This window comes from Actinosynnema sp. ALI-1.44, assembly GCF_001984155.1.
Taxonomy (GTDB): Bacteria; Actinomycetota; Actinomycetes; order Mycobacteriales; family Pseudonocardiaceae; genus Kibdelosporangium.
Window position 1 is genome coordinate 1,074,148 of record NZ_MTQO01000054.1, and the last position, 23,625, is coordinate 1,097,772.

Below are 23,625 nucleotides of genomic sequence, written 5' to 3' on the forward strand. Positions count from 1 at the left end.
TCCTCACAGGTTGGCGAATTACGCTCCGATCACGAAGTCGTCCTTGTCCGCCGATCACTGCGAGCTCGTGACTACCACACTTTCCGCGACCGACGCGGAGGCCACGCCGTCTCCCGGACGGTCCACGCGCCGGATCAGCTGGGACATCCTGCGGGTGTTCGCCGTGTTCGCCGTCGTGGTCGAACACATCACCCACCAATCCCCCATCAATCACCCTGAGCTGGGCGGATTCCTCTTTACTTTACCGCTTCAGTTCGGGGCTAGCACCATGCTGGTGATCTCTGCCTTCTTCGTGTGCGTCACCATCGGCCGCCGCCGCTGGCTCTGGAACCGGATCGCCCGGCTGGTTCCGCCGTACCTGGTCGCCGTGGTGGTGACCTACGTCGTCACGCGGATCGCCGTGACCTTCTTCAACGGCTACTCGTACGCGGACGGTAGTTGGCTGTTCGGGGAACCTGTCTCCGGTGTACCCACGCTGTACCCCTGGTACCTGCCGACCGGGCATGATCTCGTCGGCAACCTGCTCATGATCCAGGCGTGGGCGCCCAGCTTCCACTGGATCGACGGCTCGTACTGGACCCTCCCCTTCCAGATCGTCGCGTTCTCCATCGCGGCTTTCCTCTTCCCGCGCAAGTGGCTCACCGCGCGCAACGCCCCGGCCTGGCTGTGGTCATTGGTGATCGTTCCCGTCGTCCTGCGGTTCACCGTCCGCGGGGACGACGCTCCGCAGTGGGTCAAGTCCGTGTTCGACGGTCTCGCGTTGCACCGCGTGCACCTGTTCGGCGTGGGTATCGCCATCTGGTTGTGGTCGACCGGTCGCCTGCGTGGCTGGCACCTCGGCGTTTACATCACCGCCGCGTTGATCGCGCAGGACGCGCACGCGTACTTCAGCGACACGCCCTCCACCATCGCCTTCGGTGTCGCCCTGCTCCTGGTCTGCGCCGCGGCCGGTGGCCCGGATTGGGACATTCCTCTCGTTCGCAGGCTCGCGCCCGCCATCACGTGGCTCGCCGGCATCTCGTTCGGTGTCTACCTCGTCCACCAGGAGCTCGGGTTCGTCCTCGCCCGGTCACTGCTGGACCTCGGGGCCCCGCCGTTCGAGCGGTTCGCCGCCTCGTTCGCCATGGCCGTCGTGCTCGGCTGGCTGCTCACCAAGTTCGTCGAGCGGCCGGTGCACCGCCTGCTGACTCAGAGCCAGGCCGGTAAGGCGGGCAGGTCTCCCGCCAGCCCGGTGCCGTCTCCCCGACCGATCAGCCAGGCCAGCACGGTCGGCGCCGGTCCGCCCACCCCCGGCGAGTCCTTGGCCGCCGCCAGTTCCCAGTCGCGTTGACGCCCGTCGGCGAGGTCCACCCGCAGGCGCACCGGCGGTACGTCGGTGCGCTGGGCGAACTCGCCGACGATCTGGTCGAGCAGCCGCTCGACGTGCCCGTCCGGCAGGTCGGCGAACCCGACCCCGGCGTCGAGGTCGACCGTGTGCACCGCCGTCTCCTGCCACCGCAGCCACGGCACCTCGCACGCCGTGATCTGCCGCCCCGTGGCCAGCGTGACCGACTTCCCCCACGAAATGTCATCCATATGAGTGACAGATTCGAAGAACCTCTCGACCGCCGCCGTCAGGTCCTCCCGCAGGACCTGCAGGATCCGGTGGGCTCCTTCCTCTATGTCCGCGTCCCTGTCCGCCCTGCTGGCGTACATCGGGTGCTCCACGCCGGTGCGCGCCCAGGTGAGCAGGTTCACCAGCGCGTCGGCGTTGCGCGCCAGGTGGGTCACCACATGCGCCCTCGTCCAGCCGGGCAGCAGGCTCGGCCGCCTCATCGCGATGTCGTCGATCCCGTCGACGGCGCTGGTCAGCAGCGCGGTCGTCTGCCTGGCCGCGGCTATCCCGAGCTCGGCGTAGTCGGTCGCGGAAAGGGCGCTGCGCGGACCCGGCAGGGAATCGTGGGGCGTGGTGGTTTGTTGCGATACGCGTGGTTCAGTCATGTGTCGTTGTCCCGACTGCGTAGAGCGACATGGCACTCACGATGAGCTGATTGCGACCAGGGTACGGGTAGATCACCTGCCGCGGGAGAGACGCCGAATCGGTTTTGTCGGACCCTCGGCTTAACATGGTCGCGGCAGCTCGATCGAACGCATATTCGAGAGCACTCGCCCAAGATCAAGACCGAAGGGACCCCTTGTGGCCGACCGTCTCGTGGTTCGCGGTGCCCGCGAGCACAACCTGCGCAGCGTGGATCTCGACCTGCCGAGGGACAGCCTCATCGTGTTCACCGGGCTGTCCGGGTCCGGGAAGTCCAGCCTCGCGTTCGACACCATCTTCGCCGAGGGTCAGCGCCGGTACGTCGAGTCGCTGTCCGCGTACGCCCGCCAGTTCCTCGGCCAGATGGACAAACCGGATGTCGACTTCATCGAGGGCCTCTCGCCCGCGGTGTCCATCGACCAGAAGTCCACGAGCCGCAACCCGCGCTCGACCGTCGGCACCGTCACCGAGGTGTACGACTACCTGCGGCTGCTCTACGCGCGCGCAGGCAAGCCGCACTGCCCGACGTGCGGCGAGGCGATCAGCAAGCAGACGCCGCAGCAGATCGTCGACCAGGTCCTCGCGCTGGAGGAGGGCACGAAGTTCCAGGTCCTCGCGCCGGTGATCCGCAGCCGCAAGGGCGAGTACGTCGACCTGTTCCAGACGCTGCAGTCGCAGGGCTACTCCCGCGCCAGGGTCGACGGCGTCGTCCACCCCCTCGGCGACGTGCCCAAGCTCAAGAAGCAGGAGAAGCACGACATCGCGGTCGTGATCGACCGGCTGACGGTCAAGAAGAGCGCCAAGCAGCGGCTGACCGACTCGGTCGAGACCGCGCTGCGCCTCGCCGACGGCCTGGTCGTGCTGGAGTTCGTCGACCTCGACGAGAACGACCCGCACCGCGACCGCGGTTTCTCCGAGAACCTGGCCTGCCCGAACGGCCACCCGCTGGCGATCGAGGACCTCGAGCCCCGGTCGTTCTCGTTCAACTCGCCGTACGGTGCGTGCCTGTCGTGCTCGGGCCTCGGTGTCCGGATGGAGGTCGACCCCGAGCTGGTCGTGCCGGACGACGAGCTCTCGCTGGCCGACGGCGCGATCGCGCCGTGGGCGGGTGGGCAGACAGCCGAGTACTTCACCAGGCTGCTGACGTCGCTGGCCGAGAGCGTCGGCTTCCGGATGGACACGCCGTGGCGGCGGCTCCCGGCGAAGGCGCAGAAGGCGGTCCTGCACGGCACCTCCGACCAGGTGCACGTGCGCTACAAGAACCGCTATGGCCGTGAGCGGTCGTACTACGCCAGCTACGAGGGCGTGATCCCGTTCCTGGAGCGCCGCCAGGAGCAGACCGAGTCCGACGCGATGCGTGAGCGCTACGAGGGCTACATGCGGGAGGTTCCGTGCCCCGCGTGCCAGGGGACGCGCCTCAAGCCGGAGATCCTCGCGGTCACGTTGCACCACAAGACCCAGGGCGACCTGTCGATCGCGGACGTCTGCGCGATGAGCGTGTCCGACTGCTCGGACTTCCTCGAAGGGCTCAAGCTCGGCCAGCGCGAGTCGATGATCGCGGGCGCGGTGCTCAAGGAGATCCAGGCGCGGCTGCGGTTCCTGCTCGACGTCGGGCTGGACTACCTGTCGCTCGACCGCGGCTCGGCCACCCTGTCCGGGGGCGAGGCGCAGCGGATCCGGCTCGCCACGCAGATCGGCTCCGGCCTGGTCGGCGTGCTCTACGTGCTGGACGAGCCGTCGATCGGTCTGCACCAGCGCGACAACCACCGGCTGATCGAGACGCTGACCCGGCTGCGGGACCTGGGCAACACGCTCATCGTCGTCGAGCACGACGAGGACACGATCCGGACGTCCGACTGGGTGGTGGACATCGGCCCCGGCGCCGGTGAGCACGGCGGCAAGGTCGTGCACTCGGGTCCGGTGGCGAAGCTGTTGAAGAACAAGGAATCCCTGACCGGGGCGTACCTGTCCCGGCGCAAGGAGATCCCGATCCCGGACATCCGCAGGCCGATCGACCGCAAGCGGCAGTTGACCGTGGTCGGCGCGCGCGAGCACAACCTGCGTGGCCTGGATGTGTCGTTCCCGTTGGGCTGCTTGGTGTCGGTGACCGGCGTGTCCGGCTCCGGGAAGTCCACATTGGTCAACGACATCCTCGCGCAGGTGCTGGCGAACAAGCTCAACGGCGCGCGCCAGGTGCCCGGCAGGCACACCAGGGTCAACGGCCTCGCCCACCTGGACAAGCTGGTGCGGGTGGACCAGTCGCCGATCGGCCGCACCCCGCGGTCCAACCCGGCGACGTACACCGGCGTGTTCGACAACATCCGCAAGCTGTTCGCGCAGACCACCGAGGCCAAGGTCCGCGGCTACCAGCCGGGCCGGTTCTCGTTCAACGTCAAGGGCGGGCGCTGCGAGGCGTGCGCCGGTGACGGCACGATCAAGATCGAGATGAACTTCCTGCCGGACGTGTACGTGCCCTGCGAGGTCTGCAAGGGCGCCCGCTACAACCGGGAAACCCTTGAGGTGCACTACAAGGGCAAGACCATCTCGGAAGTCCTCGACATGCCGATCGAGGAGGGCGCGGAGTTCTTCAAGCCGATCACCTCGATCCACCGGCACCTCAAGACCCTCGTGGACGTCGGCCTCGGCTACGTCCGGCTCGGCCAGCCCGCCCCGACGCTGTCCGGTGGTGAGGCGCAGCGCGTGAAGCTGGCCAGCGAGCTGCAGAAGCGCTCGACCGGGAAGACGGTGTACATCCTGGACGAGCCGACCACCGGTCTGCACTTCGAGGACATCCGCAAGCTGCTCGGTGTGATCAACGGCCTGGTGGACAAGGGCAACACGGTGATCGTGATCGAGCACAACCTCGACGTGATCAAGAGCTCGGACTGGATCGTCGACATGGGGCCGGAAGGCGGGTCCGGCGGTGGCACGGTCGTGGCCGAGGGCACGCCGGAGGACCTCGCGGACGTCAAGGAGAGCTACACCGGCCAGTTCCTCCGGCAGGTGCTGGAGGTCTAGGCCGAACGGGTCAAGAGGAACGGTGATCGGGGTGTCGCGCTAGGGTTCCGCCGCATCAGCTCAGCTGTGGGGGAACTGTGTCCGACATCTTCGATCACCCTGACCTGCGCGACCCGTCATGGGAGCGCAAGCTCAAACAGGAGACCAGACGCAGCCGCTGGCGCCGCAACCGGCGCCGAGTGGCCATCCTGCTGGCGGTAGCGGTGGTGGGTGCGGGCGGCGCGTACCTCTACGCGTCTCAGCCCGAACAGCAGAACACGCCGCCGTCGGCGCAACCGCAGGCCACGGTGGCGACGACGCCGACCACCATGCAGACACGCGCCAAGGTCGACCTGACCCAGCCGTTCGCCGGGACACCGGCCGCGGGCTGGAGCGACGGTGAAGCAGGCGTGGTCGTCCCGGCCGCGACGCCGCTCAACGGGTTCACCGCCAAGCAGGTGACCGATGCGCTGACCAAGGCGCGGCAGGCGTTCATCACCGCCAATCTGGACAGTGGGCGGCTCCACGATCACAACCCCGAGCCGCTCGCGGCCCTGTTCGCCAAAGACGCCCAAGCTCCGCTGCGGACCGAGACGGCGTACCGCGTCCGGATCGCCGCCGGGTTCAAACTGCTGCCTGCGCCGCCGAAGGTCAACGGCACGCTGACAGCGCAGCTGGGTGAGAAGGGCGAGCTCGTCATCAAGGCGAACTTCTCGGTGGCGTACGCCTTCGACGTCGACGACCTGGGCAAGATCCGGGACGCGATGGACATCGTCGCGGTCTACCGCGTCGAAAGCCATTACGTCTTCCTTGACGGGAAGCAGTTCCCGTCAACAAGTCGTGGCATGTGGCCGGGCGCGTGGCAGAGCTACTTCTACTCGATCGCTTGCGGGCCGTTCCGTGAAGGGCTGCTCGCACCGGCGTACAGCGAGCGCCGAACCGTGCCGGGCGTCGGTGACCCCGAGGATGGCCGTAAGAAGGCGTTCGACCCGAACCTGCCGATGGCCACCGAGGACACCTGCTGAAACTCGGACCAATCCGGCCCGCGAATTGCTCCGAACGGGGTTGAACCGCCGCTGACATCTCCTCGTGTGTGTGAGTGAACAGGGTCACGCGAAGGGCGGGGCCACACCAGGAGGTTAGTCATGAAGGGCGCTCGTGTCGGCGTGCTGACTGCCATCGCCGGTCTGGGGCTGCTGGGCCTGACCGCTTGCAGTGGCGACGATCCCGCTCCGAGAGTACAGATTCCGCAGCCGCCGCGACAGCAGGACTTGCCGATCGCGGACGGTCCGAGGCCGAACCTGGTCGCGGTCGAGGTGTCCACTCTCGGCCGGGTGGTGACCAACCAGGACGGGATGACCCTGTACCGGTTCGACAAGGACACCGCTCAGCCATCGGTTTCCAACTGCTACGACACGTGTGCCAAACAGTGGCCGCCGTTGTTGGCCGAGGGCAAGGAAATCACGTTCACGGGCGTGCCGCGGGAGATGGTCGGCACGGTCAAGCGCAAGGACGGCACCCGGCAGGTCACGATCAACAAGTGGCCGGTCTATATGTACGCCAAGGATTCCGCTCCCGGCGACGCGGCGGGGCAGGGCGTGGGCGGTACTTGGTTCGCGATCACCCCCGACGGCAAGAAGTCGCCGGGGGTCGCGCAGGCCGCGAAGCCGCAGCAACAGCCGAAGACGCAGCAACCTCCCGCCGGTGACACCGGCTCCGGCTACTGACGCGCGAGCGGAGGGAATCACGTCGTGAGTGCCTCACTCGCCATCGCAGGAGGCCCGCGATCACCAGTGGTCCGTCCAAGTCCAGTAACCTCCGCACCGACTCGATCCACAGCGGAGAGGAACCTGGTGACGACCCCAGGCTGGTGGCCGCGGCGATCGCGGCGCGTTCGTGGCGAAGACCTTGTCCGGTCCTTGTACAACGAGCACGGTGCGAGCCTGCTCGCGTACGCGACCCGGCTGACCAACGACCGGGCCGCGGCCGAAGACATCGTCCAGGAGACATTGCTGCGGGCGTGGAAGCACTCCGACGCGTTGACCGCCGAGAAGGGGTCGGTCAGGGGCTGGCTGCTCACCGTGGCGCGAAACATCGTCACGGATCGGGCGCGGGCCCGCGCGGTCCGGCCGCCCGAGGTGGCGGAGGTGACTGAGTCACCGTCGGTCGAACGGGACCACGCCGACCAGGTGGTGGACTCGATGGCGATGCTCGGCGCGCTGGACAGCCTGTCGCCTGAGCACCGCGACGTGCTCGTGGAGATCTACTACAAGGGCCGCACGGTCACCGAAGCCGCGCAGGTGCTGGGGATCGCGGCGGGTACCGTGAAATCACGTTCTTACTATGCATTGCGTGCCCTGCGGGCCGTGATGTCCGGCGGCAAGACAGGGACGGAGGTGCCCCGGTGAGCAACCCACACGACCACTCCTCGCTCGGGGCGTATGCCCTCGGGGTGCTGACCCCGCAGGAGGCCACCGAAGTGGAGGCACACCTCCGTTCGTGCCCTGACGGCAGGCGTGAGGTCTCCGACCTGGTCAACATGCGCGCGGCGCTGGACTCGGTCCCGCCGGAGGCCTTCATCGACGGTCCACCGCCGGGCGGTGATCTGCTGCTGCAGCGCACACTGCGCCGCGTTCGCGCCGAGGAGGGCGAGCAGCCCGCCGCGCGCCCCTCGCTCGGGCGTCGTCTCGCCGCGGTCGCGGCGGCCGTTGTGATCGTCGGCGGGGCCCTCGCGGGCGGTATCGCCATTGGCGGCGGCAGCGACACCCCGCCCGCGCAGGAGGCGGTTGGTGTGCCGTTCGCGGCGACCGACCAGGCCACCGGTGCCAAGATGGACGTGAAGGTCGAAGCCCTGGCGGGCTGGGTGAAGCTGCACGCGAAGGTGGCTGGCATCAAACAGGGGGAGAAGTGCCAGTTGATCGTCACGGGCAAGGACGGCACGCAGAAGGTCGCGGGCAGTTGGCTGGTGACCGAGAAGGCCGAGGACGCGGGCACGTCGCTGGACGCCCCCGCGCTGGTCGACCCGAAGGACGTGAAGTCGGTCGACGTGATCACCTTCGACGGTCGCAAGCTGGTGTCCGTGCCGGTGAGCTTGTGATGTGACCGGGATCGGCGGGAAGCCGCGGGGTGGCGCCGGGATGGGCCTGCTCCGCGGCTTCGGCGCGCCCGTGAACCGCTACCGGTTCCGTAGCTTGTGGACGGTGCGTGCCGAGGCGGACGACGTGTTCGACGTCGTCACCGATCCGGGGACGTACCCGTTGTGGTGGCCCGACATCCACGGGGTCGGGCGGATCGACGACGACACCGCCGAAGTGGTCTGCCGGTCGGTGTTGCCGTACGCGCTGACCTTCCGGATGCACCGGGCCGAGCAGGACGTCAGCCGGGGCCGGATGCTGATCGGGATGACCGGGGACCTCGAGGGCTTCTGCCGGTCGACGGTCGTGGCGGCGCGGCGGACGGTGACGCTGGAGATCACCCAGGACGTGATCGTGAACAAGACCTTGCTCAGGGCGCTGGCACCGGTCGCGAGACCGGTGTTCCGCGCCAACCACGCCGCGATGATGTGGCGTGGCCAGCGCGGACTGCGCCGGTTTCTCAGACGTTGACCACCGCCGGAGTCGGTCCGCCGCCGACCGACTCAACGGAAACTAAGCGGTGACTCATCGCGGCTCCCTACGTTTCGAATCGACGTCCTCGGACGACGATTGAGGGGAGTCCACCGTGCCGGTATCGGCAGGACGAGATGAGTGGCAGGTCATTGTTGCCGGAGCGGGCAATGCGGGTCTTTGCGCTGGTATAGCTGCTTTGCAGGCAGGCGCGACCGCGGTCGCCGTCGTTGACGCGGCTCCCGAGAAACTCCGGGGCGGCAACAGTTCGCTGACCAAAAGCATGCGCTTCTCCTGGCGGGACAGCGCGCACCTGGCCAGGCTGTTGCGGACATCGGACACGGGGCTGGTCGAGGAACTGGTGGCCGGGCGGTCGGAGTACGCGAACGAGCAGTACCTCGACGATTGGCTGCGGGTCTCCGGCAGCCAGGTGAACACGGCGCTGATCGCGTCCATCATCGGTCGTTCGGCCAGCGCGATCACCTGGATGTACGAGTCGGGGCAGCGCTGGGAGCCGAGGAAGAATCCGCTTCCCGGTGATGTGCCCGTGGTGCTCGAAGGCGGCGGCCAGGGATTGCAGGACCGGAACTTCGAGCAGTTCGAGCAGTTGGGCGGCCGGGTTTTCCACGACAGCGCGCTGACCGACATCGAGGTGACCGTCGACGGGATGTACCACATCAAGGGCGTGGGACCGGCGTTTCCCGCGACGTGCGCCGCCTTGGTGCTGGCATCGGGAGGGTTCGAGGGCAACGAACGGATGCGTGAACGCTACCTCGGTGAATCCTGGCGAGATGTGAAACTGCGGGGAGTGCCCTTCAACAAAGGCGTGCCGTTGATGGCTGCCATCGCGATCGGTGCGGACAAGGCGGGCAACTGGGCGAAGTGTCACGCCACCCCGCAGGGAATCCTGTTGCCCAACCACATGTTGCCCGGTCAGATGCAGGAGTCGCACGCGTTGGCTCGGTACGCCTATCCGCGGGGGATCGTGGTCAACCGGAACGGGCTCCGGTTCTTCGACGAAGCCGCCGACTACGGCAACCTGACGTACGTCACGCTCGGCCAGAAAATCCTGGAACAACCGGGGAAGGTGGCTTTCCAGATTTTCGACAAGGCCGTCCTCGACGCGGACCTGCTGCCGAAGAGCTACCTCGAGGATCCGGCCTCCGTCGTCGCCGCGTCGATCGAGGACGGGGCACGACGCCTGTTCATCGATGTCGAGAACCTGGTCGAAACAGTCCGCGCGCACCCGAGAGTCGGTACGCCGCCGTATTTGTTCGTTCCGGTGGTGTGCGGCCTGACATTCACCTACGGCGGCCTGTCGGTGAGCCCGAACGCCGAGGTGTACGGGGGCGGCAGGCCGATGATCGGGCTCTACGCCGTGGGGGAGATCGTCGGGGGCCTGTACGACCAGGGATATCCCGCTGGCACCGGCCTGACGGCCGGTGCGGTGCTGGGCAGGGCGGCAGGCGCGTCCGCCGCCACCTACGCGATGAAGATCGGTGAGCTCCTATGAGAGTTGTGATCGTCGGAACGGGCTCGATCGGATCACGTCATCTCGGTTGTTGCGAGCAGGCCGGGCACCAGGTCCTCACCGTGGACAGCAATGGTCGCGCGGACTGCGACCGGGTAGCACTGGTGCCCGACCCGTCGAGTGTCGACGCCTGGGTCGTCGCCACGCCGACGGCCGCGCACCTCCTCGTGCTCGAGGAGATCCTGCGGTACCAGCCGGACGCCCGCGTGCTGCTGGAGAAGCCCGTTTGCTACCCGGCGGAGCTTCCGGATCTGACCCGGATGATCCACCAGCACCCCCGGTGCCGGATCGTCGTCAACGACGTCTACACGTACAGCAGGGCCGTGCGGCGCTTCGCGGAGTCCGTGCGGAGGTTCAGCGAATTCGATCCGATCACCCGGATAACCGTGGAGTTCACCAAGAACCGGGAGCTCGACGTCGCCAACGGCAGGTTCGTCGATACGGGGTACGGGGAGGCCGGTTACGAGTTCTTCCACATGTTGAGCATCGTGCGGTCGATTCTTCCGGGTGACCGCTATCAAACCTACCTGCGAACCGAGCCGGCGCTGATCACGCCCGAGATGCGCGTGCGGATTTCGGCGCCGAACGTGCCGGAGCTCGAGATGTACGCTTCGTCGCGAGGTGTCGTCGGCTTTCCGGAACTGGCCGGTTTCGCCTTTTCGTCGACGGCGGCGAAGCACTATGTGGCACGTGCCAGAATTCCGTACGGTGTCGACATGCGATACCGCTTCGCGGACGTGGAGCTCGAATCGGGCGTACACGTCACGGTGGTTTTCGAGCCGTCGTACGGCACCGCTGTCGATTACAAGAACAAGCATGTCGTGTCCATCGGTGGTGCCGAGTCCCGTCATCAGTACACGATTTCCGGCAACCACTTCGACGAGGCTGTGCTGACACAGCTCGATCTGTTGCACCACGCCGACGAGGGCACAGCCGTGATACGGCTCGCCGAGCACCAGTGCATGGCGTGCCTCGGTGTTTCCGTTTCCATCGATGAGAAGTTCGCACGATTCGAAAGTGAGGCATGATGCAGACCAATCTGGAATGGGCGACGCTGCTGCGGGTCCCACCGGACATGCTGGCCGAAGTCGCGGACGAGAAGACGATCCGCGGGCTGGTCGCCGGTGTGATCAAGTCCGACACGGCCGCGTACGAACTGTTCGCGCAGGCCTGCCGATTCGAGGCGCCGTTCGCCACGAGCTGGATCCACGGCCCCGGCGAACGATCCCCGTACCTGTCGTTGGAACTGGCCGCGGCTTCGCTGGACGACGACCGGTACCGGTCCTTGCTCGGTGACATCGTGCTGTCCACGTCGGCCGCGATTCCCTACGACTACCGGGCGTTGGCCGGACAGGCGCTCGCCCGGATCGGGGTCGGCGAGCTCACCGGCCCGCTCACCCACGTCGTCGAGTCGTTCGAACCGTTGGCGTCCCGCAGCCTCGAGGCGAAGGTCAGCGTCCCCACCGACGGTATCGACCACCTCTTCGACATCCCGGAGACCGTGGCAGGCCGGATCGCCCTCGTGGTCGCCGCGACCGAGGCCAAGACCATGGAAAGCCGGTACCTGCTCGCCAGGCGGGTCCTCGGGCAAGGTGATCCGGTGCCCGCCGCGCGGTCGGTGGCGGAGCGGCTGATCGTCGACGACGTGGGAACCACCATGATCTCGCCCGCGGACTACCTGGTGCCGTGGGACCAGGAGCTGGCCGGTCCCGACGGCGGCAAGCTCACTCTCGCCGAACTGATGCGGATCGTCCTGCTGTGCCCGGAGTTCAAACTCCCCGACGCGACGGTGCGACCGATCCTGGTCGATTTCTACCGGTCGGTGCTCCGGGTCAGCGGACGCGCGATCATCGGTCTCGCCGCCGGTGTCTTCCACGTGGAGCACGGTGTGCTCGCCACGCCGTCGTACTACTACCAGGGCCGTGACGCCATTCTCGGCAAGGGGTGTGTCATCGACTGCGTCGGTGGTGCGATCCTGCAACGAGGCACGTTCCTCGGTGGCGGATTCATGCCCATCCTGATTCACACGCACAAGCACATTCGCGGCAGCGGCGACTCGGGGGCGTCGGAACGGAAGAAGATCCTGCCGTGCGTGTTCGCCGCCGAGGCGGGCGCGCGATTCCCGATGGACGCGATCGGACTGTTCGAAACGGTGGACTACCTGGGAAAGGACGCGCCATATCAGGGAATCCGAGCTGTTCCGGTCGACTAGTACGCAAGGTTCTGCGTCAGAGGGGATTACTGTGTTCGGCTCTAATGTCGCTGTGGTGGGCGCGGGGTACGTCGGGTTGACGACTGCGGTGTGTCTGGCGTCGTTGGGACACCGGGTCGTGTGCGCGGACGTCGATGCGGCGAAAGTGAGTGCGTTGGGTCGCGGCGAGGCGACCATCCAGGAGCCAGGCCTGGCCGAGTTACTCGGGGCGGGGCGGGCGTCGGGCCGGCTGCGGTTCGTGCTCGGCGCGAGCACGGCCGTGTCCGAGGCCGAGGTCGTTTTCCTGTGCGTGCCAACGCCGATGGCGCCCGACGGGTCGGCGGAACTCGCCGTGCTCGAGTCCGTTGTGCGGGAGTTGCGCGGGGTACTGCTGCCCGGGACTGTGGTGGTGAACAAGTCGACGGTTCCCGTCGGTACGGCCGTCCACGTCGGTGAGATCCTCGGCCGCACCGACGTGGCGGTGGTGTCCAACCCCGAGTTCCTGCGGGAAGGTTCCGCGATCCGCGACTTCCTGCGGCCCGACCGGATCGTGATCGGCTCGGCCGACCGGCTCGCGGGCGAGCGCGTCGCCGCGTTGTACGAGCGGCTCAGCGGGCCCGTTCTGCTGACCGACACGGCGAGCGCGGAGATGGTCAAGTACGCGTCCAACTGCTACCTGGCGACTCGTCTGTCCTATGTGAACGCCATTGCCGAGCTGTGCGAGCGCCTCGGCGCCAATGTCGGCGACGTGACCAGGGGAATGGGCTACGACCAGCGGATCGGCAAGTCCTTTCTGCGGCCCGGCCCCGGCTGGGGTGGCTCGTGCCTGCCGAAGGACACCCGTGCGCTGTTGAGATCCGCGGAGGCCGCGGGCGGCGAGTTCCCGCTGTTGCGTGCCGCGATCGACACGAACGTGCGGCAACGTGAACTGGTGCTCGACAAGGTCCGCCAGGCGGTGGGCGGCAGGCTGGCCGGGGTCAGGGTCGGCCTGCTCGGGTTGACGTTCAAGGCCGGTACGGACGACCTGCGTGATTCCCCGGCACTGGCGATCGCCGAGCAGATGGCGGCCGAGGGCGCGGACCTGCTCGGGTACGACCCGAGCGTCCACGCGCCGGTGCCGGGCACGACGGACTGGGTGCGGGTGATGGAGACGCCCTACCGGGCGGCGGACGGTGCCGCGGCGATCATGCTGTTGACCGACTGGCCCGAGTTCCGCCACCTCGACTGGAAGCGGATCGCGGGGCTGCTCGACGGCCGGGCGGTCATCGACACCCGCAACCACCTGGACCCGCGTGTCCTGCGGCGCGCGGGCCTGTCCTGCCGTCGTCTCGGTCAGCCGGTGCGGCCGGGCAAGGTCGCGTCCTGACAGTCATCCATTGTGGACGAAGTTGTCGATGGCACGCCGGGCCTCGGCGGCCAAGGTCCGGTACCCGGCCTCGTCGGCGATCGCGACGGCCTGCCGGGCGTAATCGGGCTCGTGGCACACGGCTGCGAGCCCGAGCAACGCCCCGGCCTCGGTGAACCGGCTGCCGGTGTCCCGGGCGAGGTCGAGTGCCGACCGGTAGTACCCGGCGGCTTCGGGGTGGTTGCCGTGTCGCTGGTGGATCGTTCCCAGCACGCGTAGCGCGTCGCTTTCGCAGGGGCGGTCGTTGGCGTCACGGGCCAGCTCCAGTGCGGCGGTCGCCGCTTCGAAGGCTGCGGTGTACCGGTCCGCGTCCCGGTGCACCGCGGCCAGTTCGACCCGGGTTTCCGCTTCGAGCCCGCGGTGGCCGACCTCCTGCGCCATGCGCAACGCGTGGCGCAGCAGGTCGGCGGCTTGGCCGAGATCGCCGGCATCGTGCCAGGTCGCGCCGAGTTGGTAGAGCGCGCCCGCCTCACCGGAGGCGGAATCCACCTCGCGGTTGATGGCCAGGGCCTGGTTGAAGTAGCGGAGCGCTTCCTTGAGGGAGCCCAGATGCCGGTGGATGATGCCGAGACCGGTGAGGTTCCCGGCCTGCTTGGACCGCCAGCCTGCCCGTCGGCGCAGCGTGAGGGCGCGTTCGTGGTGTTCGCAGGCCTCCGCCAGTCGCCCCGACTGCAGGTGCAGGTTGCCGAGATAGCTCAGCGCGGTGGCCACCCCCGTCGACCACCCGGCACGCCGGGCGATGGCCAGCGCTCGCGCCGAGTACTCGGTCGCCTGCCGGTGGTTGCCCTGGCGGAAGTTGATGTCGGCGAGGCTGAGCAGTGCGGCGGTCGCCGCGTTCGGATCGCCGGTGGACTCGGCGATGGACTGGCCGGCGGACGCCACCGCCAGCCAGTCCACTGTGTACATCCGAAGCCAGAAGTAGCCGCGCAGCGACTCGGTGATCAGCCCCGCGACCGGCCACGGCCGGTGTTCGGCGGCGTGCGTGACAGCGGCGACCAGATTGGCGCGTTCGGCGTCCAGCCACGCCAACGCGTCGGTGTGATTGTCGAAACTGGACACCTTGGTGGGCTGTTCGTGTGCCGGCGGCGACGACATCCGCCGCATGTGCGGGTACAGCATCGCGGCGGCGTCGTCGACGGTGCGCAGATACCAGTCGTAGAGCCTGCGCAGCGCACTGTCGCGTTCGGACGCGGTGTCCTCGTGCCTGCCGCGTTCCTTGGCGTAGTGGCGAAGCAGGTCGTGGCATCCGTAGCGACCAGGGGCGCGCTCCTCGAGCAGGTGTCCGGCTGCGAGCGTCGCGAGGTGTCCGGCGGCGTCGTGGCGGGAGATGTCGGCGAGCGCCGCCGCGATCTCGGCGGTGATCTCGGGGCCCGGTGCGGAGCCGAGCAGCCGGAACAGCCGCCGTGTGTCGCCGGGGAGCGCCGAATAGGACTGGCTGAAGGCCGGCAGGACGGCCGTCTTGTCGTCTCCTGCCACGCGCAGCGAGTCGAGCCGGTCGCCGGAGCGCAGCTCGGCGACGTACCCGGCGACGGTGAGCTTGGGCTGGGCCAGCAGTTGCGCGGCCGCGATCCGCAACGCCAAGGGCAGGTGCGCGCACAACTCGGCCAACTCCGCCGTTGCCCGTGGCTGCGCTTCCGTGCGTTCGGTGCCGAGCAGCTCCCGCAGCAGAGCGCCGGATTCCTCGGCGGTGAGCACGTCGAGGGTCAGTTCGTGCGCGCCGTCGCGTGCGACCAGTCCGGCGAGCACGCACCGGCTGGTCACCAGCACCAGGCAGCCAGGTGCACCGGGCAGCAGCGGGCGGACCTGGTCCGGCTCGAAGGCGTTGTCGAGCAGCACGATCATGCGCCGGTCGGCGAGCAGGCTGCGGTACAGCGCCGCGGCCTCGTCGACCTCGACCGGAACCTGGTCGGCGGCTACGCCGAGGGCACGGAGGAACCGGGCGAGCACCTCGATCGGCCGCATCGGCGTGCCTGTGCTGTACCCGCGTAGGTCCACGTGCAACTGGCCGTCGGGGAAGCGGTGGCGGACGCGGTGCGCCCAGTGCACAGCCAGCGCCGTCTTGCCGACGCCCGCGGTTCCGGCGATGGCCGAGATGACCACTGTGGTGGCGTTGTCGCGGCCGGTGAGCAGCTCGTCGAGCCGGCGCAGTTGCGTCTGCCTGCCCGCGAAACCGGCGATGTCGGCAGGCAGCTGGGCAGGCGGTGTCCCCAGGCTCGTGGTGGTCGTGACGGTGCCGGTGACGGTGCCGGACATCAGACCCGGCTCGTCGGAGAGGATGTCCTGTTCGAGTCTGCGCAGTTCCGGGCCGGGCTCCAGGCCGAGTTCCTTGACGAGCATCGCGCGCCCGTGGCTGTAGGTCTCCAGCGCCTCAGCACGACGCCCGCAGCGGTACAGCGCCAGCATCAGCAGTCCGCGTAATCGCTCTCGCAGCGGGTATTCGATGGTGAGGCGGTGCAACTCGTCCACGGTCTCGACGTGCCTGCCCAAGGCCAGGTCGGTGTCCAGCCGCGTTTCCAGTGCTGTGAGCCGGTACTGCTCGAGCCGGGCGGTCTCGGCCGCCACGATCGACGTGGCGGGCACGTCCGCGAAGGCGGGTCCGTGCCACAGCGCCAGCGCCGCGGCGAGTTCACCGGCGGCGGCGTGCAGCCTGCCCTCGGCCAGATCGCGCTGGCCGGACTCGAGCAGCCGTTTGAACGCCACCGCGTCCAGCTCTTCGGCCGCGACGGCCACCTGGTAGCCGCGGTTCTTGGTGAGCAGCAGGTCGTTCGCGTCCGCGCCGAGCAGACGGCGCAATCGCATCACGTATCCCTGCACGGTGTTGTGCGCCGTCCGAGGCGGCCGTTCGCCCCAGATCTCGTCGACGAGACGGTCCGCGCTGACTGTTTGGCCCGCGCGTGCCAACAGGACAGCGAGCACCGCCCGGGGTTGGGCGGCGCGGATCGCCGACCACCGTTCGCCGGTGTACACCTGCAACGGACCGAGTATTCGAAACCGCATCAGTTCTCACGGTACCGCTGACGGTCGTTCGCGTTTACCGCCATTCGCAATACGGCGCAGATCGGTGGAAACGGCGTGTACAAGGCACCCGTTGAGCGGCTGATACGGACATGGGACCTGTCACAAGGCGAAGTGCCGGTCACACCGCACATCGACGGCGTGACCGGCACTTCGCCGGAGTTCCTTGCCGGTTGCTCAGGCCTTGACCGAGTCCTGTTTGGTCTCGGTCTTGTCGTCGTCGCCCGGTCCGCCGTGGTCGTCCGACAGCGAGCTCTCGTCGAACGGTTCCGCGCCGGACAGCACCCGTTGTGCTTTGTCCCGGTCGAATTCCTTCGTCCACGTGCCGAGCAGCACGGTGGCCACGGCGTTGCCGGTGAAGTTGGTCAACGCGCGGGCTTCGGACATGAACCGGTCGATGCCGACGATGAAGCCGACCCCGCCGACCAGTTCCGGCCGGTGCGACGACAGGCCGCCTGCCAGCGTGGCCAGACCCGCGCCGGTCACGCCCGCCGCGCCCTTCGAGGCGATCATCATGAACAGCAGCAACTTGATCTGCTCGCCGAAGTCCAGCGGATCGCCCATGGCCTCGGCGATGAAGATCGTCGACATGGTCAGGTAGATCATCGTGCCGTCGAGGTTGAACGAGTAACCGGTCGGCACCGTGATGCCCACGACCGGCTTGCTCACGCCGACGTGCTCCATCTTCGCGATCAGCCGGGGCAGCGCGCTTTCCGACGACGACGTGGAGAAGATCAGCAGGTACTCGCGGGCCAGGTACCGCATCAGCGAGAACAGGTTCAGCCGCGACACCAGCCACAGCATCCCGGCCAGGATGACCGCGATGAACAGGACGCACGTGATGTAGAAGCCGAGCATGATCACGAGCAGGCTCTGCAGCGCCGCCGTGCCCGTCTTGCCGACCACGGCGGCGATCGCGCCGAACGCGCCGACCGGGGCCAGCCACATGATCATCGACAGGACCTTGAACACCAGGCGCTGGATGTGCGCGATCCCGCGCAGCACCGGCTCGCCCTTCTTGCCAAGGCCCTGCAGCGCGAAGCCGACCAGCAGCGCCACCAGCAGGGTCTCCAGCACGTCCCCGCTGGTCAGGCCGGACAACAGGGTGGTCGGGATGATGCCGAGGATGAACTTGGTGGTGTCCTCCTGGGCCTTGACCTCGGCCTGCCCGGCCTTGACGACGTCCTTGGTGAGCTGCAGGCCGTCACCGGGGTGCAGGATGTTGCCGACGACCAGACCGACGGCCAGCGCCACGAACGACATCGCGATGAAGTAGCCGATCGCGAGGCCGCCGACCTTGCCGACCTGCGCGGCCTTCCTGATCGACCCGACGCCGAGCACCAGCGTGCAGAAGATGATCGGGCTGATCATCATCTTGATCAGGTTGACGAACCCGTCACCGATCGGCTTGAGGCCGATCGCGGTCTGCGGCCAGATGAGGCCGACGGCGATGCCGAGGGCGACCGCCACGATGACCGCGAGGTAGAGGAAGTGGGTGCGATCCCGGCGGGTGCGCCCTTCGACTGTGGACAAAACGGGCCTCCTGGGAAGGCAGGACGTGACGGCTGGTCGTGGTGAACGGTTGTGCAGACTATGAGTGGCGATATGACCCTGGTCACGGTTGTGTTCATTTCGGTCGCGCGTCGCGGAGGTTACGGATCATGCGTGAGTGGAGCCTCGCCCGCCAATTGCTGGTGCTGCAAGTCGTGATCGTCGCCGTGATAGTCGGCGGGGGATCGATACTCGCCTACCTGGACGCGGCCAGGAACACCGAGGACGCCGCACGGCGCGAAGTCGTCGCGGTGGCCAAGTCGGTCGCGGACGCTCCGACGCTGGTCGACGCGCTGGTCACGCCTGACCCGAGCATCACGCTGCAGCCGTTCGCCGAGGCTGTCCGGCACGACACCGGCGTCGACTTCATCACGATCATGAAGACCGACCGGACCCGCTACACGCATCCGAACCCGGGGGAGATCGGCAGGAAATTCCTGGGCAACACGCAGGACGCGCTGGACGGCCGGGTTCTGACCGAGACGTTCGTCGGAACGCTGGGGCCGTCGGTTCGAGCGGTCGTCCCGGTTTTTTCAGCCGATCGTGTGGTCGCGCTGGTGGCTGTCGGGATCACGGTCGCGGCGATCGCCGACGAGCTGTCCAGCAGGCTGGTCGCCGTGGTGCTCGTCGCCGCCGCGGCCCTGGGTGTCGGCCTGATCGGGACGTACTTCGTCAGCGCACGGGTGCGCAGGCAGACCAGGGGGATGGGCCCGGCCCGGCTCGGCCGGATGATCGACTACCACGAGTCGATCCTGCACGCGGTGCACGAGGGCCTGCTGCTGCTCGACCGCCACGGTGTGGTGACCCTGTGCAACGACGCCGCCCGGGACCTGCTCGGCGTGACCGGGGGCGTCGAAGGCGAACCGCTGTCCTCGCTGGGACTCCCGTCGTCCCTTGTGGACAGCCTGCTGTCCGGTGGGCAGGTCCGCGACGAGATCCACGTGACCGACCGCAGCGTGCTGGTGGTCAACAAGTCCGAGGTGCCCGCGCACGGTGCCGTGGTGACGCTGCGGGATCACACCGACCTGCAGGCGCTGACCGGTGAACTGGACTCGGTCAAGGGGTTCGCGGAGTCGCTGCGCTCGCAGGCCCACGAGGCCGCCAACCGGCTGCACACCGTCGTGTCGTTGATCGAACTGGACCGGACCGGCGAAGCCGTCCAGTTCGCCACCGAGGAGCTCGAGATCGCGCAGCAGTTGACCGACCGGGTGGTCGGCGCGGTCCGGGAACCCGTGCTGGCCGCGTTGCTGCTGGGCAAGATGGCTGAGGCGAGTGAACGCGGCGTCGAGTTGGTGATCACGCCGGACACGCACATCGAGGAGACGGCGTTGCCCGGCCGTGATCTCGTGACGATCCTCGGCAACCTGATCGACAACGCGCTCGACGCGGCGGCCGACGGCGACGAGCCGCCCAAGGTCCATGTGACCGTGCGCAGCGACGACCCGGGCGTGCTGATCAGGGTCGCCGACACCGGGCCGGGTCTCGACGAGGACGCCTCGCGGGCCGCGTTCACCCGTGGCTGGTCCACAAAGGACGCCAGCAGGGGGCTGGGACTGGCGTTGGTCGGCCAGGCGGTGCGCCGCTACGGCGGGACGATCGAGCTCGGCCAGGAGATCGGCGCCGTGTTCACCGTCCGGTTGCCCGCCGGGGGACAATCGGAGCGTGGTGGCAGTCGATCCGGGATTACCTCCGGGTGAGCGGATCCGCCTGTATCGCAGGCGAGCCGGGCTGACCCAGGAGCAGTGCGCGCAGCTCAAGGGCTGCACGGTGTCGGCGTGGCGGAAATGGGAGTCGGGGCAGCGCCAGGTCACGGCGTTCGCCGACTGGATAGCGATCGCGCGGATCCTGCGCGTGCGTGACCTCTACCGGCTGACCGGGATGCCGGTCGGCGTGCTGCCCGAAGACCCGCCCGAGCACGCTTCGGTGCCCGCCATCCGCGCGGCCATGGTGTCGTTCGACCCGCGTCCGCGCGATGAGCCGGACGTGCCCGGGTTGGCAGCGGCGGTCCGCGCGGCGTGGGACGTCTGGCAGCGAAGCAGGCCGTTCGGGCAGATCGGCTCGATGCTGCCGGGGTTGATCACCGAGGTCCGTGCGGCGATCCCGGTGGTGGACGGGCCGCCGCGCGCGCTGTTGTTGCGGACCGCGTCGATGCTGTACTTCCTGGCGCGTGCGTACACCAAACACGTTGGCGCGCGGGATGTTTCGCTGCTGGCGGCGGACCGGGCGATGGCCGCGGCGATCAAGGCCGATGACCTGGACCTGCGTGCCGCGGCGGCGTGGAACATCGGCATGATCCTCGCCGGGCAGGGACACATCGACGTCGCACGGGAACTAGCGCACGACGCGGTGGCCGAGTTGGAGCCGGTGCTGGCCGACGGGCCGGTCGCCAGGGTGAGCCTGTTCGGCGCGTTGCACCTGTTGCGGGCGATGCTGTTCGCCAGGTCCGCCGACGAGGACGCGGCGTGCGCGGCGCTGGAGACCGCGGCGGAGATCGCCGAACGACTGGGCGAACGCAACGACTTCCGTACCGTGTTCGGCCCGACGAACGTCGGAATATACCGGACGTGGGTCGCGGTCGAATTCTCCCGGCCCGGCGAGGCAATTCGAACGGCGCAATCTTGTGATGTGCGAAAACTGTCGAGTGTGGAGCGGAGATTCTCGTACTACGTCGCGCTGGCGAAGGCGTACTGCAGTCGAACCGAAGACGTCGCCGCCGTGCACATGCTGCTGCGGGCCGAGCGGGAATCCGCCGACGAGCTGGCGTTGAACGTCGAGGTGAAGGCGTTGGTGCGGGAACTGCTGCGCCGTGAGACAGCGCTGACGCGTCCGGAGCTCAGACCGCTCGCGGATCGAACAGGCATCATCCACTAGGTGCACGGCACTACTCGGGTAACTGTCACGCCGTGGGGCAGTCGCCCGGCGAGTGGCTGTTACCCGCCAGTACGGCGGTTGAGTGGAAGTCATGGCGAAAAACCCGTGGTGGCTGGCTGGTGGCGTGCTGGGCCTCGCATTCGGCTATTTCTTCTGGTACACCCCGTACGCGGCGTTCACCAAAGTGCTGTCGGCGGAGGTCGGCGCTTTCGGGCTGCTTTCGTCCGCCGCGCTGGGGACGCTCGCCGGTGCGGCGCTGTTCCTCGGATCGACCGGCTGGTGGCGGCGCATCCGGTTAAACCGCGCGATGCTCACCGCGGGGTTCTGCATGGCCCTGATCATCGCGACGACCACGCTGAACTACACGTTCGCGGGCGTGTCGGTCCTGTTCATGCTGCTGATGATGCGCGGCGGAACCCTCATCCTCGCACCGATCGTGGACACCGCCCGCGGCCGGGAGGTGAACACCTACTCATGGACGGCACTGGGTTTCAGCCTGTTCGCGGTGGCCGCGGCGCTGAGCGACGTCAACAGCTACGTGCTCACCGCCGGTGCCGTGCTGAGCCTCGCGGTGTACTACACCGGCTACATCGGACGCTTCGGGGTGATGAGCAGGGTCGCCAAAACGGGTGACGCCGACGACGATCGCGGTTACCTGGCGTCGGAGATGGCGATCGCGGCCGTGCTCCAGGTCGTGGTGGTCAGCGCGTTCGGGTACGGCTCGTTCACCTTCGGCGGGTTCGCCATCGGCTTGCTGTACGCGGTGTTGTACGTCTACGGCACGCTGATCTACCTCGACCGCCGCGAATACACCTGGTGCGTGCCGGCGAACCGGTGCGCCAGCCTGGTTTCCGGCCTGGTCGCCTCGTTCGCCCTGACCTGGCTGACGGGAATCGCCGCGCCCGGCACCGGGCAGCTGGTCGGGGCGGGCTTCATCCTCATGGCCATCGCGGCGCTGAGCTACCCGGCGGTCGTGCGTGGCCCGCGAGTGCTGTTCGTCTGTGGTGGCAACACATGCCGCTCGGCGATGGCGGAGGCGTTCGCCCGTGCCATCTGCGGCAGCCGTGTCCGGAGTGCCGGTCTACACGCGACTCGCGGCCTGCCCATGCCGCCGGAAGCACTCGTTGCCCTGCGGCAATGGGGGATCACACCCCACGGCCACAAGTCCAGACGGCTGACGCCAGAGATGATCGCCAGGGCGGAGCGGATCTACGTGATGACCGAGAAGCAGCGCGCGGCCGTCCTGGCGATCGTTCCCGGTGCGAGGGTCTCGCTGATCGACCCGGCGGGCGACATCCCCGACCCGCACGGCCAAACCCAGGCAGCGTTCGGTGAATGCGCCACCCGGATCAGGGACGCGGTGAACGCTCGCCTCGTGCCCGCGTGACGGCAGGTGATGATTCGGTTCCGGTACGTGGTACACCATGCCCAGATGCCGGGCGGCGGCGTTCGTGGGAGACACTGTTCGGCGGTAGGCCGGACGAGCCCGCCACGTGAGGCTGTCGAGATGATCAGGGTTTTGGTGGTCGAGGACGATCCCGTCGCGGCCGACGCGCACCGGCTCTACGTCGAGCGGGTCGCGGGGTTCTCCGTGTCCGGCGTCGCGCACACCGGCGCGGAGGCGAAACGGTTCGTCGAACAGCACCAGGTCGACCTGCTCCTGCTGGACCTCTACCTGCCCGACGCGCACGGCCTGCAGATCAGCCGCGCGGTGCGGGCGACCACCCCGAACATCGACGTGATCGCCGTGACCTCGGCCCGCGACCTGGCGATGGTCCGCGCGGCGGTGTCGGCGGGGGTCGTGCAGTACCTGCTCAAGCCCTTCACGTTCGCGACACTGCGCGACAAACTGGAGCGGTACGCCCAGTTCAGGGACGCGATCACGGCGGCGGGGGAGGCCGCGGGCCAGGCCGATGTGGATCGTGCGCTGGCCACGCTCCGGGGTACCGAGGGCATCGGGCTGCCCAAGGGGATGAGCGCGGACACGCTCGATTCGGTCGTGGCCGCTTTGCGGGAGACCCCGGAGGGTCTTTCCGCGGTGGGTGCCGCTGGTGCTGTGGGGATTTCGCGGGTTACCGCTCGGCGGTATCTCGAGCATCTCGCGGACACCGGGACCGTTGTTCGGCGTCCGCAGTACGGGCCGGTTGGGCGGCCTGAGCTTTTCTACCGTCTGGCTTGATTTCGCTGTGTGCGGTGGTGTTTCACGGACAAGATTTCCCCTCGCCGGGGGGCTGACCTCTGGGCAGGAGGTTCTTCGCGTTGTGTTCTTCCCGGCGCATGCTTTCTTGTCCCAGGGTTGTGAGGCGTGGGCGTCTCCTGCCCGTCGACCTGCCCCAGGGAACCACGGTCTATCAAGAGGATCGGTACCGCTATCGCTGGGCTGTTTTGTGCAGGCCGACCTCTTGACAGCCCGTGGTTGGCTTCGCCCAGGCCGACGGGCAG

General features: G+C 68.1%; 17 protein-coding genes and 1 pseudogene. 15 read left to right on the top strand and 3 right to left on the bottom strand.

The window, feature by feature from the left end; all coding sequences use genetic code 11:
• Positions 1-67: 67 nt before the first annotated feature.
• Positions 68-1,330: an acyltransferase family protein gene (locus ALI144C_RS51755; protein WP_237774714.1), complete on the top strand. Its 1,263-nt coding sequence runs from the start codon at positions 68-70 to the stop codon at positions 1,328-1,330.
• Here the strand turns inward: ALI144C_RS51755 and ALI144C_RS58240 are convergent.
• Positions 1,303-1,980 (bottom strand): annotated as a pseudogene (locus tag ALI144C_RS58240) (maleylpyruvate isomerase family mycothiol-dependent enzyme); the annotation flags it as partial. The gene ALI144C_RS51755 and the pseudogene ALI144C_RS58240 overlap by 28 nt on opposite strands.
• A 196-nt stretch (positions 1,981-2,176) precedes the next feature.
• Between ALI144C_RS58240 and uvrA the strand changes: the two are divergent.
• From uvrA to ALI144C_RS51810, 10 genes are all read left to right on the top strand, one after another.
• Positions 2,177-5,035 carry an excinuclease ABC subunit UvrA gene (gene uvrA, locus ALI144C_RS51765; RefSeq protein WP_076994612.1) on the top strand — a complete coding sequence of 953 codons (2,859 nt, stop codon included), beginning with the start codon at positions 2,177-2,179 and terminating at the stop codon, positions 5,033-5,035.
• Between the two features lie 77 nt (positions 5,036-5,112).
• Positions 5,113-6,039, top strand: coding sequence for a hypothetical protein (locus ALI144C_RS51770; RefSeq protein ID WP_076994613.1), 927 nt, complete (start codon positions 5,113-5,115; stop codon positions 6,037-6,039).
• Positions 6,040-6,159: 120 nt separating this feature from the next.
• Positions 6,160-6,741, top strand: a complete 582-nt coding sequence (locus ALI144C_RS51775) for a hypothetical protein (protein ID WP_076994614.1) — start codon at positions 6,160-6,162, stop codon at positions 6,739-6,741.
• A gap of 126 nt (positions 6,742-6,867) precedes the next feature.
• Positions 6,868-7,422 carry a sigma-70 family RNA polymerase sigma factor gene (locus tag ALI144C_RS51780; RefSeq protein WP_076994615.1) on the top strand — a complete coding sequence of 185 codons (555 nt, stop codon included), beginning with the start codon at positions 6,868-6,870 and terminating at the stop codon, positions 7,420-7,422.
• A complete protein-coding gene (locus tag ALI144C_RS51785; protein ID WP_076994616.1) occupies positions 7,419-8,111 on the top strand; it encodes an anti-sigma factor family protein in 693 nt (230 codons plus the stop codon). Before ALI144C_RS51780 ends, ALI144C_RS51785 begins: the two co-directional genes overlap by 4 nt.
• 1 nt (position 8,112) lies before the next feature.
• Positions 8,113-8,619, top strand: coding sequence for an SRPBCC family protein (locus tag ALI144C_RS51790; RefSeq protein ID WP_237774715.1), 507 nt, complete (start codon positions 8,113-8,115; stop codon positions 8,617-8,619).
• 199 nt (positions 8,620-8,818) lie between these two features.
• On the top strand, positions 8,819-10,132 hold the full coding sequence (locus tag ALI144C_RS51795) for an FAD-binding protein (protein ID WP_083754118.1): 1,314 nt from the start codon (positions 8,819-8,821) through the stop codon (positions 10,130-10,132).
• Positions 10,129-11,178 (top strand): Gfo/Idh/MocA family oxidoreductase, encoded by a 1,050-nt coding sequence (locus tag ALI144C_RS51800; protein WP_076994617.1) that lies wholly within the window; start codon positions 10,129-10,131, stop codon positions 11,176-11,178. Before ALI144C_RS51795 ends, ALI144C_RS51800 begins: the two co-directional genes overlap by 4 nt.
• On the top strand, positions 11,178-12,362 hold the full coding sequence (locus tag ALI144C_RS51805) for a hypothetical protein (RefSeq protein WP_237774716.1): 1,185 nt from the start codon (positions 11,178-11,180) through the stop codon (positions 12,360-12,362). The genes ALI144C_RS51800 and ALI144C_RS51805 overlap by 1 nt, the downstream gene beginning before the upstream one ends.
• 31 nt (positions 12,363-12,393) lie before the next feature.
• Positions 12,394-13,707 (top strand): UDP-glucose dehydrogenase family protein, encoded by a 1,314-nt coding sequence (locus tag ALI144C_RS51810; RefSeq protein WP_076994619.1) that lies wholly within the window; start codon positions 12,394-12,396, stop codon positions 13,705-13,707.
• Between the two features lie 3 nt (positions 13,708-13,710).
• Here ALI144C_RS51810 and ALI144C_RS51815 read toward each other — a convergent pair whose 3' ends face one another.
• Both ALI144C_RS51815 and ALI144C_RS51820 read right to left on the bottom strand, forming a co-directional pair.
• Positions 13,711-16,743: an AfsR/SARP family transcriptional regulator gene (locus tag ALI144C_RS51815; RefSeq protein ID WP_076994620.1), complete on the bottom strand. Its 3,033-nt coding sequence runs from the start codon at positions 16,741-16,743 to the stop codon at positions 13,711-13,713.
• 195 nt (positions 16,744-16,938) lie between these two features.
• Positions 16,939-18,294 carry a cation:dicarboxylate symporter family transporter gene (locus ALI144C_RS51820; protein WP_076994621.1) on the bottom strand — a complete coding sequence of 452 codons (1,356 nt, stop codon included), beginning with the start codon at positions 18,292-18,294 and terminating at the stop codon, positions 16,939-16,941.
• Positions 18,295-18,422: 128 nt separating this feature from the next.
• Between ALI144C_RS51820 and ALI144C_RS51825 the strand changes: the two genes are divergently transcribed.
• The 4 genes from ALI144C_RS51825 (at position 18,423) to ALI144C_RS51840 (ending at position 23,362) form a co-directional block, all read left to right on the top strand.
• On the top strand, positions 18,423-20,009 hold the full coding sequence (locus tag ALI144C_RS51825) for a sensor histidine kinase (protein ID WP_076994622.1): 1,587 nt from the start codon (positions 18,423-18,425) through the stop codon (positions 20,007-20,009).
• Positions 19,975-21,183, top strand: a complete 1,209-nt coding sequence (locus ALI144C_RS51830; RefSeq protein ID WP_202819243.1) for a helix-turn-helix domain-containing protein — start codon at positions 19,975-19,977, stop codon at positions 21,181-21,183. Before ALI144C_RS51825 ends, ALI144C_RS51830 begins: the two co-directional genes overlap by 35 nt.
• Positions 21,184-21,274: 91 nt before the next feature.
• Positions 21,275-22,570 carry an arsenate-mycothiol transferase ArsC gene (locus ALI144C_RS51835; protein ID WP_076994623.1) on the top strand — a complete coding sequence of 432 codons (1,296 nt, stop codon included), beginning with the start codon at positions 21,275-21,277 and terminating at the stop codon, positions 22,568-22,570.
• Positions 22,571-22,690: 120 nt separating this feature from the next.
• The gene (locus tag ALI144C_RS51840; protein WP_076994624.1) at positions 22,691-23,362 is read left to right on the top strand and encodes a response regulator; all 672 of its coding nucleotides are present in this window, start codon (positions 22,691-22,693) and stop codon (positions 23,360-23,362) included.
• The last annotated feature ends 263 nt before the right edge of the window (positions 23,363-23,625 follow it).

Bases quoted from the DNA above. Each gene is read 5' to 3' on its own strand.
- ALI144C_RS51775 (WP_076994614.1), top strand. From the start codon at position 6,160: ATGAAGGGCGCTCGTGTCGGCGTGCTGACTGCCATCGCCGGTCTGGGG.
- ALI144C_RS51800 (WP_076994617.1), top strand. From the start codon at position 10,129: ATGAGAGTTGTGATCGTCGGAACGGGCTCGATCGGATCACGTCATCTC.
- ALI144C_RS51805 (WP_237774716.1), top strand. From the start codon at position 11,178: ATGCAGACCAATCTGGAATGGGCGACGCTGCTGCGGGTCCCACCGGAC.
- ALI144C_RS51815 (WP_076994620.1), bottom strand. From the start codon at position 16,743: ATGCGGTTTCGAATACTCGGTCCGTTGCAGGTGTACACCGGCGAACGG.
- ALI144C_RS51825 (WP_076994622.1), top strand. From the start codon at position 18,423: ATGCGTGAGTGGAGCCTCGCCCGCCAATTGCTGGTGCTGCAAGTCGTG.
- ALI144C_RS51835 (WP_076994623.1), top strand. From the start codon at position 21,275: ATGGCGAAAAACCCGTGGTGGCTGGCTGGTGGCGTGCTGGGCCTCGCA.
- ALI144C_RS51840 (WP_076994624.1), top strand. From the start codon at position 22,691: ATGATCAGGGTTTTGGTGGTCGAGGACGATCCCGTCGCGGCCGACGCG.